At 56.8% G+C, this 17,495-nt stretch carries 6 protein-coding genes, 4 rRNA genes and 1 other annotated feature; of the genes, 7 read left to right on the top strand and 3 right to left on the bottom strand.

What is annotated here, in order from left to right; translation table 11 throughout:
• Positions 1-1,321: a sequence feature (23S ribosomal RNA rRNA prediction is too short), on the top strand.
• A gap of 227 nt (positions 1,322-1,548) precedes the next feature.
• The 4 genes from rrf (AS189_RS19100) (at position 1,549) to rrf (AS189_RS19085) (ending at position 8,636) form a co-directional block, all read left to right on the top strand.
• Positions 1,549-1,665: ribosomal RNA gene (rrf, locus tag AS189_RS19100) — 5S ribosomal RNA — on the top strand.
• Positions 1,666-3,033: 1,368 nt separating this feature from the next.
• A 16S ribosomal RNA gene (locus AS189_RS19095) occupies positions 3,034-4,563 on the top strand.
• A gap of 559 nt (positions 4,564-5,122) precedes the next feature.
• A 23S ribosomal RNA gene (locus AS189_RS19090) occupies positions 5,123-8,288 on the top strand.
• A gap of 231 nt (positions 8,289-8,519) precedes the next feature.
• Positions 8,520-8,636, top strand: a 5S ribosomal RNA gene (gene rrf, locus AS189_RS19085).
• The 16S, 23S and 5S rRNA genes sit together here, the layout of an rRNA operon.
• Before the next feature lie 168 nt (positions 8,637-8,804).
• Here the strand turns inward: rrf (AS189_RS19085) and AS189_RS19080 are convergent.
• The 3 genes from AS189_RS19080 to AS189_RS19070 all read right to left on the bottom strand — a co-directional run bounded on the left by AS189_RS19080 (position 8,805) and on the right by AS189_RS19070 (position 13,156).
• Entirely contained in the window at positions 8,805-10,103 is a 1,299-nt protein-coding gene (locus AS189_RS19080; RefSeq protein ID WP_062293345.1) for an ISL3 family transposase, read from the bottom strand.
• A 144-nt stretch (positions 10,104-10,247) separates the two neighbouring features.
• Positions 10,248-11,279, bottom strand: coding sequence for a LacI family DNA-binding transcriptional regulator (locus AS189_RS19075; RefSeq protein ID WP_062292633.1), 1,032 nt, complete (start codon positions 11,277-11,279; stop codon positions 10,248-10,250).
• Positions 11,280-11,302: 23 nt separating this feature from the next.
• Positions 11,303-13,156 (bottom strand): glycoside hydrolase family 13 protein, encoded by a 1,854-nt coding sequence (locus tag AS189_RS19070; RefSeq protein WP_082634451.1) that lies wholly within the window; start codon positions 13,154-13,156, stop codon positions 11,303-11,305.
• 311 nt (positions 13,157-13,467) lie between these two features.
• Between AS189_RS19070 and AS189_RS19065 the strand changes: the two genes are divergently transcribed.
• The 3 genes from AS189_RS19065 to AS189_RS19055 all read left to right on the top strand — a co-directional run bounded on the left by AS189_RS19065 (position 13,468) and on the right by AS189_RS19055 (position 17,495).
• Positions 13,468-14,766 (top strand): sugar ABC transporter substrate-binding protein, encoded by a 1,299-nt coding sequence (locus AS189_RS19065; RefSeq protein WP_062292630.1) that lies wholly within the window; start codon positions 13,468-13,470, stop codon positions 14,764-14,766.
• Between the two features lie 138 nt (positions 14,767-14,904).
• On the top strand, positions 14,905-16,572 hold the full coding sequence (locus tag AS189_RS19060) for an ABC transporter permease subunit (RefSeq protein ID WP_082634450.1): 1,668 nt from the start codon (positions 14,905-14,907) through the stop codon (positions 16,570-16,572).
• A complete protein-coding gene (locus AS189_RS19055) occupies positions 16,569-17,495 on the top strand; it encodes a sugar ABC transporter permease (protein ID WP_062292627.1) in 927 nt (308 codons plus the stop codon). The genes AS189_RS19060 and AS189_RS19055 overlap by 4 nt, the downstream gene beginning before the upstream one ends.

Genomic DNA, 17,495 nt, shown 5'->3' with positions numbered 1-17,495 from the left:
AAACCGCCCGTACCCCAAACCGACACAGGTGATCAGGTAGAGAATACTAAGGCGATCGAGAGAATTATGGTTAAGGAACTCGGCAAAATGCCCCGTAACTTCGGGAGAAGGGGGGCCTGCCATGTGAAGGACACTAGCTGTCCGTGAGCGTGTGTGGGCCGCAGAGACCAGGGGGAAGCGACTGTTTACTAAAAACACAGGTCCATGCGAAGTCGCAACGATGTATATGGACTGACTCCTGCCCGGTGCTGGAAGGTTAAGAGGACCGGTTAGCTCAACTTGTTGAGCGAAGCTGAGAATTTAAGCCCCAGTAAACGGCGGTGGTAACTATAACCATCCTAAGGTAGCGAAATTCCTTGTCGGGTAAGTTCCGACCTGCACGAATGGAGTAACGACTTCCCCGCTGTCTCAACCATAAACTCGGCGAAATTGCAGTACGAGTAAAGATGCTCGTTACGCGCAGCAGGACGGAAAGACCCCGAGACCTTTACTATAGTTTGGTATTGGTGTTCGGAGTGGCTTGTGTAGGATAGGTGGGAGACTGTGAAGCGACAACGCTAGTTGTTGTGGAGTCATCGTTGAAATACCACTCTGGTCACTTTGGACATCTAACTTCGGCCCGTAATCCGGGTCAGGGACAGTGCCTGATGGGTAGTTTAACTGGGGCGGTTGCCTCCTAAAAAGTAACGGAGGCGCCCAAAGGTTCCCTCAGCCTGGTTGGCAATCAGGTTTCGAGTGTAAGTGCACAAGGGAGCTTGACTGTGAGAGGGGACACCTCGAGCAGGGACGAAAGTCGGGACTAGTGATCCGGCGGCACATTGTGGAATGGCCGTCGCTCAACGGATAAAAGGTACCTCGGGGATAACAGGCTGATCTTGCCCAAGAGTCCATATCGACGGCATGGTTTGGCACCTCGATGTCGGCTCGTCGCATCCTGGGGCTGGAGTAGGTCCCAAGGGTTGGGCTGTTCGCCCATTAAAGCGGTACGCGAGCTGGGTTTAGAACGTCGTGAGACAGTTCGGTCCCTATCCGCTGCGCGCGCAGGAAATTTGAGAAGGTCTGTCCTTAGTACGAGAGGACCGGGACGGACGAACCTCTGGTGTGTCAGTTGTACTGCCAAGTGCATCGCTGATTAGCTACGTTCGGATGGGATAACCGCTGAAAGCATCTAAGCGGGAAGCCCGCTTCAAGATGAGATTTCCATACACCTAAACGTGTGAGAGGCCCCCAGCAGACCACTGGGTTGATAGGCCGGATGTGGAAGCGAGGACTAAAGACTCGTGAAGCTGACCGGTACTAATAGGCCGATAACTTACACCACACACACTCTTATATGACATGAGTATGCTCGCGTTCACTATGTGGTTCCCAACAAAACCCATCAAGGATTTGTTAAGTTGAAACCAAAAAAAACAGGTTCCTTTACTGTGACTCTACCCACCAGTTCCTGTGAAAAGAGAAACACGAAGAGCCTGTATAATAAAATACTGTTGCTCCAAGAGCACCCAACAAGCCACCCAACCAGGAAACTGGAACTGGGGAACGAGTTACGGTGGTCATAGCGTGGGGGAAACGCCCGGTCCCATTCCGAACCCGGAAGCTAAGACCCACAGCGCCGATGGTACTGCATTCGTGAGGATGTGGGAGAGTAGGACACCGCCGGACAACACGTAAAAAAAAGGGTCGAGGCCCCACACCAACACTGGTGTGGGGCCTCCCCACATTTAACACCACAACCACAACACCCCCAACACCACTATTCAAGGCCACCCCCACCCAAGGTGGCCACCACTATTTAAAGCCGCTCTGCTCACCCCAGCAGCAGCTACCCCACCACCGGCACCGCCTGTGCCGAAGCAGACCCGGGTGATGGCTCTTTCGAGCAACACCGTTGATGGCCACCCCGCCTAGGTGGCCATTGCTGTTTAAAGTCCGTGGTGGAGGCCGTGCTGTCATGGGTGCTAAGGAGCGTCGTACTTCTTGGTTGTCTGTGGGTTCAAGCTACACAAGCAACAGGGTGGCCGGCCAGGACGCTCGGGGCGGATCTGTGGAGTACAGCGGCGTGGAATCCGTAGTTCTGTTCATACCAGGATGTTCCTCTGCTGGAGGTACTGCGATGAGTGGGCGGCAAGAATCGGCCCAGTGACCAGTGACCAGTGACCAGTGGGTAGAGGGTAGTGGGTAGTTGGCAGGTATCGGGCCTCATGGTGTGTGGAGTGAGGGTGGAATTCCTCTTTAGGGGTGGATGATTTTCTCCGTGTGGCATGCCACCTCATTCTTTAGTGGATGTTTTCTTTAGTGGAAGTCAGCAATGCCGGCCGGCTAGGTGATGGTTATTCAGGTGCTGGGGTTGCTTGTTGCCATGGCTTGATCGTTCTCTGGTTCGTTCCTGGTGCGGGGGAGTGCGGGCGTGTTGGTTCTCGTCGCTAGGTGTGTGGGTCTTGGTGGTGGTGGGTTGAAAGCGGCGGTACTGCGGGGTTTAAAGGGGTGGCTGTGCCGTGGCTATGACGGGGCCGCTGGCGTTGGTGGTGGGGGTGCCCGTCCTGGATTTGCGTGGGGGCGAGTATCTGTGTATTGTTACTATCTGTTGCTTGCGCAAGGTTGAGCCGCTTCGAAAGAAGCAAAGTTTCATAGTCTCCCATCTCGCAGGTATCCAACCTAAATAATTCATTGATTTTGATGACTCTTTTGAGTTCTAAATAATGATGAGAAATAAGGGTTTATGGAATTCATGGAGTGACCAGCCGCACATGGTGCGGAGTGGACAAAATGAATACAAATGAAATAAAGTATGGATATCGCAACGATGAAAACTAATGATGAAATATTGATTAGTAAGTACTCGAATGCAGTTGTTGTTTGAGAACTCAATAGTGTGCCAAGTTTTATTGATACCAATTTATTTATATTGAATTGGTTATTTGGTTGTGTGTTGCCGCCCCTGTGGTGATGCATGATCGTTTAGCTGGTTTCGAATTTAGTGCATGCTTTCATTACCTTTTTCCGGTGTGATTGTGTGTGTCTGTTTAGTTATTAACGGAGAGTTTGATCCTGGCTCAGGATGAACGCTGGCGGCGTGCTTAACACATGCAAGTCGAACGATGAACCCGCTTGCGGGGGATTAGTGGCGAACGGGTGAGTAACACGTGAGTAACCTGCCCTTAACTCTGGGATAAGCCTTGGAAACGGGGTCTAATACTGGATATTGACTTTACCTCGCATGGGGTTTAGTTGAAAGATTTATTGGTTTTGGATGGACTCGCGGCCTATCAGCTTGTTGGTGAGGTAATGGCTCACCAAGGCGACGACGGGTAGCCGGCCTGAGAGGGTGACCGGCCACACTGGGACTGAGACACGGCCCAGACTCCTACGGGAGGCAGCAGTGGGGAATATTGCACAATGGGCGAAAGCCTGATGCAGCGACGCCGCGTGAGGGATGACGGCCTTCGGGTTGTAAACCTCTTTCAGTAGGGAACAAGGCCACACGTTGTGTGGTTGAGGGTACTTGCAGAAGAAGCGCCGGCTAACTACGTGCCAGCAGCCGCGGTAATACGTAGGGCGCAAGCGTTATCCGGAATTATTGGGCGTAAAGAGCTCGTAGGCGGTTTGTCGCGTCTGCCGTGAAAGTCCGGGGCTCAACTCCGGATCTGCGGTGGGTACGGGCAGACTAGAGTGATGTAGGGGAGACTGGAATTCCTGGTGTAGCGGTGAAATGCGCAGATATCAGGAGGAACACCGATGGCGAAGGCAGGTCTCTGGGCATTAACTGACGCTGAGGAGCGAAAGCATGGGGAGCGAACAGGATTAGATACCCTGGTAGTCCATGCCGTAAACGTTGGGCACTAGTGTGGGGGACATTCCACGTTTTCCGCGCCGTAGCTAACGCATTAAGTGCCCCGCTGGGGAGTACGGCCGCAAGGCTAAAACTCAAGGAATTGACGGGGGCCCGCACAAGCGGCGGAGCATGCGGATTAATTCGATGCAACGCGAAGAACCTTACCAAGGCTTGACATGAACTGGAAATACCTGGAAACAGGTGCCCCGCTTGCGGTCGGTTTACAGGTGGTGCATGGTTGTCGTCAGCTCGTGTCGTGAGATGTTGGGTTAAGTCCCGCAACGAGCGCAACCCTCGTTCTATGTTGCCAGCACGTAATGGTGGGGACTCATAGGAGACTGCCGGGGTCAACTCGGAGGAAGGTGAGGACGACGTCAAATCATCATGCCCCTTATGTCTTGGGCTTCACGCATGCTACAATGGCCGGTACAATGGGTTGCGATACTGTGAGGTGGAGCTAATCCCAAAAAGCCGGTCTCAGTTCGGATTGGGGTCTGCAACTCGACCCCATGAAGTCGGAGTCGCTAGTAATCGCAGATCAGCAACGCTGCGGTGAATACGTTCCCGGGCCTTGTACACACCGCCCGTCAAGTCACGAAAGTTGGTAACACCCGAAGCCGGTGGCCTAACCCCCTTGTGGGGAGGAGCTGTCGAAGGTGGGACTGGCGATTGGGACTAAGTCGTAACAAGGTAGCCGTACCGGAAGGTGCGGCTGGATCACCTCCTTTCTAAGGAGCACCAAACGCCGCGATCGGCTCCGCATGGAGACGTATTGGTGGTGTGAGGAGTAAAGACTCATTGCCAGAACGCATGTTTCTGGGTGAGTTGCTCAAGGGTGGAATATCAATAAAATAGGTGCCTGCTGGTACATGGCGATCTGAATCGAGTACACCGTCCCTTTGGGTGGGAGGAAAAGTCATCAAGGGTTGTTGTGTTGTGGTGGGTGGTGTTTGGCACACTGTTGGGTCCTGGAACAACAACGTTCCTTCCTTCGGTTGGAGTTGTGTTGTGCCTGGTTTCCTGCACATGACGGACTTACTGACGAAAGACACTTTGGTGTTTGTTGGTGGGGATGTGTGTGGTGGGGTTGTTGTTTGAGAACTACATAGTGAACGCGAGCATCTTTTATAAGAAAGCAATTTCTTTGAGAAAATGAATGAACCTGGATCTGATGCTGCACCTTTTGGGTGTGGTTGATGTTTTCATGGTTCTTCGATAATCAAGATACATAATCATGATGCAGGGCCTCTTTGTGGGTGTTGTGTTGTGTTTGACCCGCTTGTGTGTGGTCAAGTTTTTAAGGGCACACGGTGAATGCCTTGGCATTAGGAGCCGAAGAAGGACGTAGGAATCTGCGATAAGCCTCGGGGAGTTGATAACCAAACTTTGATCCGAGGGTGTCCGAATGGGGGAACCCCGCTACCCGGTGTAAGTCGAGGTGGTGACCTGCACCTGAATATATAGGGTGTGTGGAGGGAACGTGGGGAAGTGAAACATCTCAGTACCCACAGGAAGAGAAAACAATAGTGATTCCGTTAGTAGTGGCGAGCGAACGCGGATCAGGCTAAACCGTGTCATGTGTGATAGCCGGCGGGCGTTGCATGGTGCGGGGTTGTGGGACTTACCGTTCTGATTCTGCCGGATCAGTGAGGGGAATGGTGCATGTATAGGTGAACGGTTTTGAATGGCCGACCGTAGAGGGTGAGAGTCCCGTAACTGAAATGCAGTGCACTCCCTGGAAAGTATCCAAGTAGCACGGGGCCCGAGAAATCCCGTGTGAATCTGTCAGGACCACCTGATAAGCCTAAATACTACCTAATGACCGATAGCGGACAAGTACCGTGAGGGAAAGGTGAAAAGTACCCGGGAGGGGAGTGAAATAGTACCTGAAACCGTGTGCTTACAATCCGTCAGAGCAAGCGTGCACCTTTGGGTGTAGTTGTTCTTGTGATGGCGTGCCTTTTGAAGAATGAGCCTGCGAGTTAGTGTTACGTCGCGAGGTTAACCCGTGTGGGGAAGCCGTAGCGAAAGCGAGTCTGAATAGGGCGAGTTTAGTGGCGTGATCTAGACCCGAAGCGAAGTGATCTACCCATGGCCAGGTTGAAGCGCGTGTAAGAGCGCGTGGAGGACCGAACCCACTTCAGTTGAAAATGGAGGGGATGAGCTGTGGGTAGGGGTGAAAGGCCAATCAAACTTCGTGATAGCTGGTTCTCCCCGAAATGCATTTAGGTGCAGCGTTGCGTGTTTCTTACTGGAGGTAGAGCTACTGGATGGCTAATGGGCCCTACAAGGTACTGACGTCAGCCAAACTCCGAATGCCGGTAAGTCAGAGCGTAGCAGTGAGACTGTGGGGGATAAGCTTCATAGTCGAGAGGGAAACAGCCCAGACCACCAACTAAGGCCCCTAAGCGTGTGCTAAGTGGGAAAGGATGTGGGATTGCTTAGACAACCAGGAGGTTGGCTTAGAAGCAGCCATCCTTAAAAGAGTGCGTAATAGCTCACTGGTCAAGTGATTCCGCGCCGACAATGTAGCGGGGCTCAAGTACACCGCCGAAGTTGTGGATTTCAAACATTGCCCTAGCCAGTAGGTTCGTCCTTTGGTTCAGGGGTTTGGAGTGGTAGGGGAGCGTCGTGTAGGCATTGAAGTCGCAGTGTGAACTAGCGGTGGAGCCTACACGAGTGAGAATGCAGGCATGAGTAGCGAAAGACGGGTGAGAAACCCGTCCGCCGAATGATCAAGGGTTCCAGGGTCAAGCTAATCTGCCCTGGGTAAGTCGGGACCTAAGGCGAGGCCGACAGGCGTAGTCGATGGACAACGGGTTGATATTCCCGTACCGGTGAAGAACCGCCCCTATTGAACCAATAATACTAACCACCCAAACCACCATTGAGTGTCCTTCGGGACCAGGGTGTGTGGGGAGCGTGGGACCTGAGTTGGGGATGTAAACGTATTAACAGGTGTGACGCAGGAAGGTAGCCGAGCCGGGCGATGGTAGTCCCGGTCTAAGGACGTAGGAAACACGATAGGCAAATCCGTTGTGTTGTCTTCAATGACGATTCTGAGATCTGATGGGACCCCCGCATGGGGAATTCGGTGATCCTATGCTGCCTAGAAAAGCATCGACGTGAGGTTCAAACCGCCCGTACCCCAAACCGACACAGGTGATCAGGTAGAGAATACTAAGGCGATCGAGAGAATTATGGTTAAGGACTCGGCAAAATGCCCCCGTAACTTCGGGAGAAGGGGGGCCTGCCATGTGAAGGACACTAGCTGTCCGTGAGCGTGTGTGGGCCGCAGAGACCAGGGGAAGCGACTGTTTACTAAAACACAGGTCCATGCGAAGTCGCAAGACGATGTATATGGACTGACTCCTGCCCGGTGCTGGAAGGTTAAGAGGACCGGTTAGCTCAACTTGTTGAGCGAAGCTGAGAATTTAAGCCCCAGTAAACGGCGGTGGTAACTATAACCATCCTAAGGTAGCGAAATTCCTTGTCGGGTAAGTTCCGACCTGCACGAATGGAGTAACGACTTCCCCGCTGTCTCAACCATAAACTCGGCGAAATTGCAGTACGAGTAAAGATGCTCGTTACGCGCAGCAGGACGGAAAGACCCCGAGACCTTTACTATAGTTTGGTATTGGTGTTCGGAGTGGCTTGTGTAGGATAGGTGGGAGACTGTGAAGCGACAACGCTAGTTGTTGTGGAGTCATCGTTGAAATACCACTCTGGTCACTTTGGACATCTAACTTCGGCCCGTAATCCGGGTCAGGGACAGTGCCTGATGGGTAGTTTAACTGGGGCGGTTGCCTCCTAAAAAGTAACGGAGGCGCCCAAAGGTTCCCTCAGCCTGGTTGGCAATCAGGTTTCGAGTGTAAGTGCACAAGGGAGCTTGACTGTGAGAGGGACACCTCGAGCAGGGACGAAAGTCGGGACTAGTGATCCGGCGGCACATTGTGGAATGGCCGTCGCTCAACGGATAAAAGGTACCTCGGGATAACAGGCTGATCTTGCCCAAGAGTCCATATCGACGGCATGGTTTGGCACCTCGATGTCGGCTCGTCGCATCCTGGGGCTGGAGTAGGTCCCAAGGGTTGGGCTGTTCGCCCATTAAAGCGGTACGCGAGCTGGGTTTAGAACGTCGTGAGACAGTTCGGTCCCTATCCGCTGCGCGCGCAGGAAATTTGAGAAGGTCTGTCCTTAGTACGAGAGGACCGGGACGGACGAACCTCTGGTGTGTCAGTTGTACTGCCAAGTGCATCGCTGATTAGCTACGTTCGGATGGGATAACCGCTGAAAGCATCTAAGCGGGAAGCCCGCTTCAAGATGAGATTTCCATACACCTAAACGTGTGAGAGGCCCCCAGCAGACCACTGGGTTGATAGGCCGGATGTGGAAGCGAGGACTAAAGACTCGTGAAGCTGACCGGTACTAATAGGCCGATAACTTACACCACACACACTCTTATATGACATGAGTATGCTCGCGTTCACTATGTGGTTCCCAACCAACAAACCCATCAAGGATTTGTTAAGTTGAAACCAAAAAAAACAGGTTCCTTTACTGTGACTCTACCCACCAGTTCCTGGTGAAAAGAGAAACACGAAGAGCCTGTATAATAAAATACTGTTGCTCCAAGAGCACCCAACAAGCCACCCAACCAGGAAACTGGAACTGGGGAACGAGTTACGGTGGTCATAGCGTGGGGGAAACGCCCGGTCCCATTCCGAACCCGGAAGCTAAGACCCACAGCGCCGATGGTACTGCATTCGTGAGGATGTGGGAGAGTAGGACACCGCCGGACAACACGTAAAAAAGGGTCGAGGCCCCACACCAACACTGGTGTGGGGCCTCCCCACATTTAACACCACAACCACAACACCCCCAACACCACTATTCAAGGCCACCCCCACCCAAGGTGGCCACCACTATTTAAAGGGCTCTCCGCGGTTCGTGGTGAATTCCATTGTTGTCATGGATGATTCACCGCTGTTCGGGCGGCGCTCCTGAGCATAATACGAGTTGTGTAGTTGGTGCTATTGACGAAGCCACGCCCGGTCCTCTTGATGTGTTTGATGCTGGTGTTGTTGGCTTCGACTTTTCCTGTAGTGGCACCGGTGACGATGAGGACCTCGATCTCTTTCCACCAGCGGCAGATGGTCCGCCACAGCCTGGTCGTCTCGGGCTGCTTTGATTCCTTCACCAGCCGCTCGAGGTCTTCCTTGGCTAGTTCGGCGTCTTCCAAGGAGCCGGTACGCAGCAGTGTCCGCACTTGTTCCTTCACATCCCACGCTGCCTTGAGTTTCCCGGTCGGATCGTCGGTGGCGAAGACTTTCTCCAACCGGGCCCGGGCCTGATCGGAAAGTGAATCGCCGGCGCGTAGGAGCAGCATCCGGTGCGCCCACGCCGGATCCACAGCCCGGCCACGACGACCCCGCACCTGATGGGAGAGTTGCTGGCGGACCTCGGTCAGGGCCTGATTCGCCAGCTGGATCAAGTGGAAATGGTCAACAGAAACGGCGGTTCGGGGTAGCCACATCCTCAAGGCTTTGCGGAATGCTGCTGAGGGATCAATGGCGACGACTTGAACTCCGAGCCGCCACTCCAGGGGGCGTTTGATCAGCCATGCTCCGACTCCTGTGTGGTCACGGCCGTCAACAACGCCAAGGATCTGGCTCGTATCTAGGTCAACAATCGTGGTCATCCACGGTTCAATCCGCTGCCATAGCTTAGTTTCCGGGTCCTTGAAGAAACGGACGGACCGGAAACGGTGTTCATCGATCCCCAGCATCCGCGGGCGCAGCAGATCCACGCTGGGAAGCTTCGTTGCAGCCAAGTTCAGCGCCTTTTGCACCAACCACCAGGAGACGCCGTGAGCGGTGGCGGTTTCCGTTGCGGCGCGGCCAGAGTCAATGACTGCTCGCACGAGAGCGCTACGGAGCCGGCTCGTAGTACGTGACCTGGCCGGGACCTCTATCGTGGCTTCAAAGAACGTTTTGCGCGGGCACAATGACTCGTCGCAAAACAGCCGGCGCTTGGCCCAGACAACTTCCACCGGACCAGCCACAGGGATATCGCGGACGCGTTGTTGCCGGCCGGAATGGCGACGGGTGCTGATGACGCCGCATCCTGGGCACCCGGATTCAACGGTGCTTTCAATATGGATCCTGCGTTGGCCAAAACTCAGCGTCTGGGTTTCTAGGACACGGTAGTCGTCCAGATTGAATATCGTGGTGGCAGCATCAGGGTGCACCAAAGTAAGCTCATTCAAGGCTCGTAGTCCTGTCATCGATGAATGCGTCAGAACATCCATCACAACAGGGCTACGAGCCACCTTTGTTCAAGGACACGAAACCAGAATTCACCACGAACCACGGAGAGCCATTTAAAGCCGCTCTGCTCACCCCAGCAGCAGCTACCCCACCACCGGCACCGCAGTACTCCTACGCACTACCAACTCGGTAGGAAACTCTTCTGCCACCGGCTGGTACGCCACAGCGGCGTCCTGAGAGGACTGATCCAGCCGGGCCAAGATGCGGCGCGCAGCGAGGGCCCCCTGTTCACGAGGTTTCTGATCAAAGGTAGTAAGCCCAAAGACTTCGCCTAGCTCGTGCCCGTCAATGCCAATCACCGACAATTCTTCCGGAACCCGCAGGCCAAAGTCTCTGGCGGCGAGGATGGTGCCGATGGCCATTTCGTCGGAAGCAGCGAAGACTGCAGTGGGCCGCAACAGACCATCAGCCAGCAGGGCGCGGGCGGTGACGTAAGCGCCCTGGACGGTAAAGTCGGACCTCCGCTGCCAGGCCTCCGAAGTAGGCAGCTGAGCCTGCTCCATGGCCATCTGATATCCGCTTCGCCTTGTCCCGGGCAATTTGAAGTCAGAGTCATACTCATGATCGCCGCCAATATGCGCGATCCGGGTGTGGCCGAGCCCGATCAGGTGATCGGTAGCCCGTTTGGCCAATTCAAAGTCATTGACGCGAAGGCTGTCGGCACCAGGCAGCGGCCCACCGATCCCCAACACGGGGCGGTGAATCGCCAACAGCTGGCTTACCTCAGACTCGGTGAGCTCCAGCGAAACGGCGATAACGGCGTCGAGCCTCTTTCGCAGGAGGAAATCGGTCAAGATGGTGGCGCGGTGACTCTCATTTTGGCTGGTGGTGTAGAGCGTGAGATCGTAACCGGCCTCGAGCAGGACCGCGGCGGCGCCGTCGATCACCGAAGAATAGAACCAGCGGTTGACGCCGGGAACTACGATCCCAATGTTGTGATTACGGCCAGAGGCCAGACTGGAGGCGGCGTACGACAACACGAAGCCTAGCTCCGCGGCCGCGTCCTGGGCCAGTTTGCGGCTCTTTGCAGAGACGCTCCCTTTGCCGCCCAAAGCGCGCGACACCGTGGCGATCGACAGCCCGGAAAGTTCCGCAACCTCTTTGATGCCCGCCACTTTTTTGCCCCTCAGTCCTTGCGTCACAGTTCTAGCCAAATAGCCTCGGACGATTCTAGTTCAGCGTTGTCGCCGAGGTTAGGTAGGGACCGCGCGATGACGGTTCCAGCGGGCAATCGCAGGGGTTCATTGCCGGTGTTGATGAGCACCAAGGTGGATCCGTTCAGGAACGCCAGGGAGTCCTCCGAGCAGTATTCTTCAGCCCATTGCAGCGATCCTGTGCCCAGCTGGAGTTCACGCCGCAGCGCTAGCGCCTTGCGGTACAAGGACAAGTGCGACGCCGGATCGTTGGCTTGAGAATCACGGGCGTAACTTGACCAGTCCAAGGGTTGGGGGAGCCACGGTGCAGCCGGGGTAGCGCCGTCTATTTTGGTGCCAGCAGCGCCTGTGCCAGCGCCGTCACTGAAGCCGGCAGCGGGGCTGCCAGCCACCCAGGGGAGCGGCACTCGACAGCCGTCGCGACCAATCCGTTCGCCGCCGGTGCGGGCAAAGGTGGGATCTTGGCGCGCGTCATTCGGCAGCGTGGTGTGGTCCGGGAGGCCCAGTTCTTCGCCTTGGTAGAGGTAGCATGCGCCGGGCAGCGCCAGCATGAACAACGACGCCGCAGCCGCACGTTGGCGGCCCAGAGCGGCGTTGGGCTGTTCGTCATTGGCGCCAACGCCATCGCCGTCGCGAGGGCTACCGCCGTCGTACCCGAAGCGGGTGGCGTGCCGGACCACATCGTGATTAGAGAGCACCCACGTGCTGGGGGCACCGACGGCATCAAAAGCCCGCAGGGATTCTTCGACCACGTTGCGCAAGGCGGGAGCGGAGAACCCGGTGGCCAGGTAGGGGAAGTTGAAGGCTTGGTGCATTTGGTCCGGGCGTACCCAATCGGCCATGCGTTCCAGCGGATCCACGTTCGCCTCGGCGCACAGGATTCGCTCCGGGCCGTACTCGGCGAGGACTTCGCGCCAGCGGCGGTAGATGTCGTGCAGGGCAGGCTGGCCGAACATGGGAGCCAGATGTCCGGGGAAACCCTCGGAGCTGCCGCCCCAGGCAGTGCCGCCCCAATCGGGCAGGCCGGCGGCTTTGACAAGGGCGTGGGCTACGTCCACGCGGAAGCCGTGCACGCCGCGATCGAGCCAGAATCGCAAGGTTTGCTCGAATTCTGCGTGGACAGCGGGGTTGTCCCAGTTGAAGTCGGGCTGCGTGGAATCGAACAGGTGCAAGAACCACTGACCGGCGTCACCATTGGCCTCAGTGATGCGTGTCCAGGCGGGGCCACCAAAGTGCGACTGCCAGTTGTTCGGCGGCAAGGCGCCGTCAGGTCCCTTGCCATCGCGGAAGATGAACACGTCCCGCTCGTTGCTGCCGGGGGCACCCGCGAGTGCCGTTTGGAAGAGCTGATGCTGATCGGAGCAGTGGTTGGGGACCAGATCGATAATGACGCGCAAGTTCAGCCCCGTGGCTGTTTCCACCATGTGGTCGAAGTCCGCCAGCGTGCCAAAGAGCGGATCCACCTGGCGGTAGTCAGAAACGTCGTAGCCGGCGTCGCGCTGCGGGGAGCGGAAGAACGGTGAGAGCCACACGGCGTCCACGCCCAACTGTGCGAGCTGACCCAACTCGAGCGTGATGCCTGCCAAGTCTCCAACGCCGTCGCCGTTGCTGTCGCGGAAGGACCGCGGGTAGATCTGGTAAATCACGGAGTCGGCAGACCAATGCTGTGCACCCTGGGGCGCTGCCGCATGGATCGGCGTCAGGGCGCCAGCAAGCGAGGCAGTGGCGGGCGTGGAGACCGTAGAAGGCGCTGAGGCAGAGGCAGAGGCAGCGGGCACAAGGGCGGCCGGCGCAAGGGTGGCCGAGGAGGCGCGGAGTTCCGATGAGGTGACAGACATGGGTACAACCTTAGAGAGTCGGAGGCAAAATGTAAACGTTCTCAAAACTGTTGCCAAATGCTGTGAAGTGGTTCGAGTTGAGCCAAAAAGACTGGAAAGACGTGAGCTGGCGGGTTGTCTCCAGTATCTCAAGGTCCCCTGGAATGGAGGGAATTTTCGGATCAGCTGAAAAATTGGCGGAACAGGACTTTCATTTTGGAACCGCTTTCATGTATGTTTGAGATTGCTTACGCTTTGTGAGGTAGGCCACTTATGTGATTTTTGCCCGGATGCTCCTCCACTGAGGCGCTGGGCTCAAGAAAGGGACACCAATGAAGTTGCCAAATACCAGTGCCACCCCCGTCAGTCGTCGCGTCTTTGCCGTTGGCGCGTTGTCGGCAGTGGGCGCACTCGCGCTCAGTGCCTGCGGCGGCGATACCAAGCCCACCACCTCCGCATCGCCCACCACCTCGGATTTGGCGGCTGGCGGAGCCACCACCATCACCATGTGGGTTGACGCTGAGCGCTCACCGGCGCTGAAGGACATTGCAGCGAAGTTCAAGGCCGATACCGGCATTGAAGTAAAGCTCGTCATCAAGGACTTCGCCGCAGTGCGCGATGACTTCATCACCCAGGTTCCCACCGGCAAGGGCCCGGATTTGATTGTTGGCCCGCATGACTGGGTAGGCAAGTTCGTCCAGAACGGTGTGATCGCACCGGTTGAGCTCGGTGATAAGACCTCCGCGTTCTCCAAGACCTCCATCAAGGCCATGACCTTCAACGGCTCCACTTACGGTGTCCCGTACTCAGTAGAAAACATTGCTTTGCTGCGCAACACGGACTTGCTGCCGGCCGCAGTCACCACCTTCGACGAGGTCATCGCCGCAGGTAAGGGTGTTGTCGATTCCGGCAAGGCCCAGTACGCGTTCCTGGTGGGTCTGGATCCCAAGCAGGGCGATCCCTATCACCTCTACCCGCTACAGACCTCCATGGGTTCGGCCGTCTTCGGCCTGGACGCAGACGGCGGCTACGATCCCAAGCAGCTCATCCTAGGTGAGCCGGCCGGCGTCGAATTTGCCAAGAAGCTCGTGGAATGGGGAGATACCGGTTCCAAGGTACTCAACTCCAACATCACCGGCGACATTGCCAAGGAAGAGTTCAAGAACGGCAAGAGCCCGTACTTCCTCACCGGCCCGTGGAATGTCCCGGATCTGCAGAAGGCTGGCATCAAGGTCGCCGTTGACCCGCTGCCCACCGCAGGAGACAAACCCGCGCAGCCGTTCGTCGGCGTCAACGGCTTCTTCATCAGCGCCAAGAGCGCCAATGCCCTGGCCACCACCGAGTTCGTCACCAACTACCTGACCACAGAGGCCGCCCAGGACTCCATGTTCACGGCTGGCGGGCGTCCTCCGGCGTTGACCGCGTCCTTCGAAAAGGCTTCCTCGGATCCCATCGTTGCGGCCTTCGGCAAGATTGGCGACAACGGCGTGCCCATGCCCGCAATCCCCGAAATGGATGCCGTCTGGAACGACTGGGGCGCTACCGAGTTGGACATGATCAAGGGCAAGGGCGATCCGGCAACTGACTGGCCCAAGATGGCTGAGACCATCAAGTCCAAGATCGGCGCGTAAGCGCACGTTCGAGCAAGATCTGCACCGCCAGTAGTACCTGTAAGACCAGTAAGTAGAGGTGCGTGGTGCCCGGCCACACGGCTGGGCGCCACGCACCGTATCGTCGCCTGTGAAGCACTGCAAGAGGATAGCCACGTGATGCGAGTTCCAGAATCAACCAACGACGCCGGACCCGTACCACGGGTGAAAAGCGGCACCAATTCTCCCGATGGCCCTGCAACGAAGAATGGCTCAGGGAAGCCGGGCCTACCCAAGCGCAGCCACGGCGTGGAATCGCTGAAGTCCACCATGGTCAAGGTGGTGCTGTTGGGTCTGGTCGATGCCTTTGCGGTGTTCGTGATGATCACGCTGTTCCTGAGTGAGTCCTGGACCATTTTGGTCATCGCCGCCGTAGTCACGCTGCTGATCAACTGGATTTACCTGCGCAAGGGCGGACTGCCCGCCAAGTACTTGGCGCCGGGCGTGTTCTTCTTGGTGGTTTTCCAAGTGTTTGTGGTGCTGTATTCCGGCTACATCGCTTTCACCAACTACGGCGACGGGCATAACAGCACCAAAGCCGATGCCATCTCAGCCATCCAAATCACGGCGCAAAAGCGCGTGCCGGATTCCCCCTCATTTAAGACATCTGTGCTGAAACAAAACGATGAGCTGTTCCTGCTCTTCACCAACCCTGACGGCACCGTCACCATGGGCTCCTCCACCCGGCCACTCTCAACTGTCACCGACGCAACGCTCGATGGCACCGGCAAGGCCGTGTCCGTTCCCGGCTATGACACCTTGAACTTCGCCCAAATCGTGGCCAACCAGAATGACATCCTGAGCATCTCCGTCCCCGTGTCCGAGGATGCCGCCCAAGGCAGCCTGCGCACCGCCGACGGCAGCACGGCTTACGCGTTCAAACCCAGCATGGTCTTCGACAAAGCCACCGACACCTTCACCGACGTCGAAACCGGCACCACCTTTACTGACAACGGCGAAGGCGCCTTCGCCTCCGCGGACGGCGAACGGCTGGCCACCGGTTGGAAGATCAACGTTGGCTTCGACAACTTTGTCCGGGCCTTCACCGATCCCAATCTGCGGGCACCGCTGCTGAACGTGATCGCCTGGACGTTCATGTTCGCCATCGCCTCCGTGATCCTGACCTTCGGCTTGGGCTTGTTCCTGGCCATCACCTTCAACAGGGATGATCTGCGCGGCAAGAAGATCTACCGGGTGCTGATGATCTTGCCGTACGCGTTCCCGGCATTCCTCTCCGGCCTGGTGTGGTCCGGTATCCTCAACCCGCAATTCGGCTGGCTAAACCAAACGTTGCTAGGCGGGGCAGAGATCGGCTGGCTCACGGACCCCATCCTGGCCAAGATCAGCGTCCTGGTGGTGAACCTCTGGCTAGGCTTCCCGTATATGTTCCTGGTCTGCACCGGCGCCTTGCAATCGTTGCCCGCCGAGCTGGATGAGGCTGCACGCATGGACGGTGCCGGCGCGTGGCGAGTGTTCCGCTCCATCAAATTGCCGCTGCTGCTGGTCTCGATTGCACCGTTGTTGATTGCCTCCTTCGCGTTCAACTTCAACAACTTCAACGTCATCTACATGCTGACAGGTGGCGGACCCCGCTTCGAGGACACCACCCGCGACATCGGCTCCACAGACATCCTGATCACGCTCGTGTACAAGGTGGCGTTCGGGCAGGGAACGGGCCGTGATTACGGCTTGGCCAGCGCCTTGGCCATTGTCATCTTCATCATTGTGGCCACTGTTTCCGCCGTGAGCTTCAAGCAGACCAAAGCACTTGAGGAAGTGAACCGATGAGCACCACCACCGTTCCCGTTCGGCCCACACCAGAGACCCCCACCGAGCTCTTTGCCGTCAAGCGCCGACCCTTCGGCGTCTGGTTCAAGGACAAGGGCTGGCGCCATCTGGTGGGCGTAGTGGTTACCCTCTTCGCCATCTTCCCGCTGCTCTACGTCCTCTCGGCAGCTTTGAACTCCAACGGTACGCTGGCCGGCACCAAGGGTCTGTTCACCAAGATCGACTTCGTCAACTTCATCAATCTGTTCAATGATCCGGCCCGTCCCTTTGGCCGCTGGTTCATCAACACCCTGGTCATTGGCGTGGTGACCTCGGCAGCCACCGTATTCCTGGGCGCCATGGCCGCTTACGCGTTCTCACGTATGCGCTTCAAAGGCCGCCGCATGGGCCTACTTTCGCTGCTCCTGCTGCAGATGTTCCCCCAACTATTGGCCGTCGTCGCAATTTTCTTGTTGCTCAGCGGCATCTCCGACGTCATCCCGGCGTTGGGTCTGGGCAGCCAGCTGGGCCTGATCATGGTCTACCTGGGCGGTGCGCTGGGCGTGAACACCTACCTCATGTACGGCTTCTTCAACACGATTCCGCAGGAGCTCGATGAGGCTGCCAAGATCGACGGCGCCTCCCATGTGCAGATCTTCTTCGGCATCATTTTGCGGCTGGTCACCCCCATCCTGGCCGTGGTGGCGCTACTGTCCTTCATCAGCATCTCTAGCGAGTTCGTGATCGCCTCCGTGGTGCTGACCGATCCGGACTCCCAGACGCTCGCCGTCGGCCTCTATTCCTTCGTGGCTGACACCCGTTCGAAGAACTGGGGCATCTTCTCCGCGGGCGCAGTCTTGGCCGCCGTGCCTGTCATGGCGCTGTTCTTGTTCCTGCAGCGGTACATTGTGAGTGGTTTGGTTCAAGGTGGAGTAAAGGGGTAA

The organism is Arthrobacter alpinus (assembly GCF_001445575.1).
GTDB classification, from domain to species: Bacteria; Actinomycetota; Actinomycetes; order Actinomycetales; family Micrococcaceae; genus Specibacter; species Specibacter alpinus_C.
The sequence above is the reverse complement of the archived record's forward strand: the minus strand, read 5'-3'. Positions and strand labels throughout refer to the sequence as shown.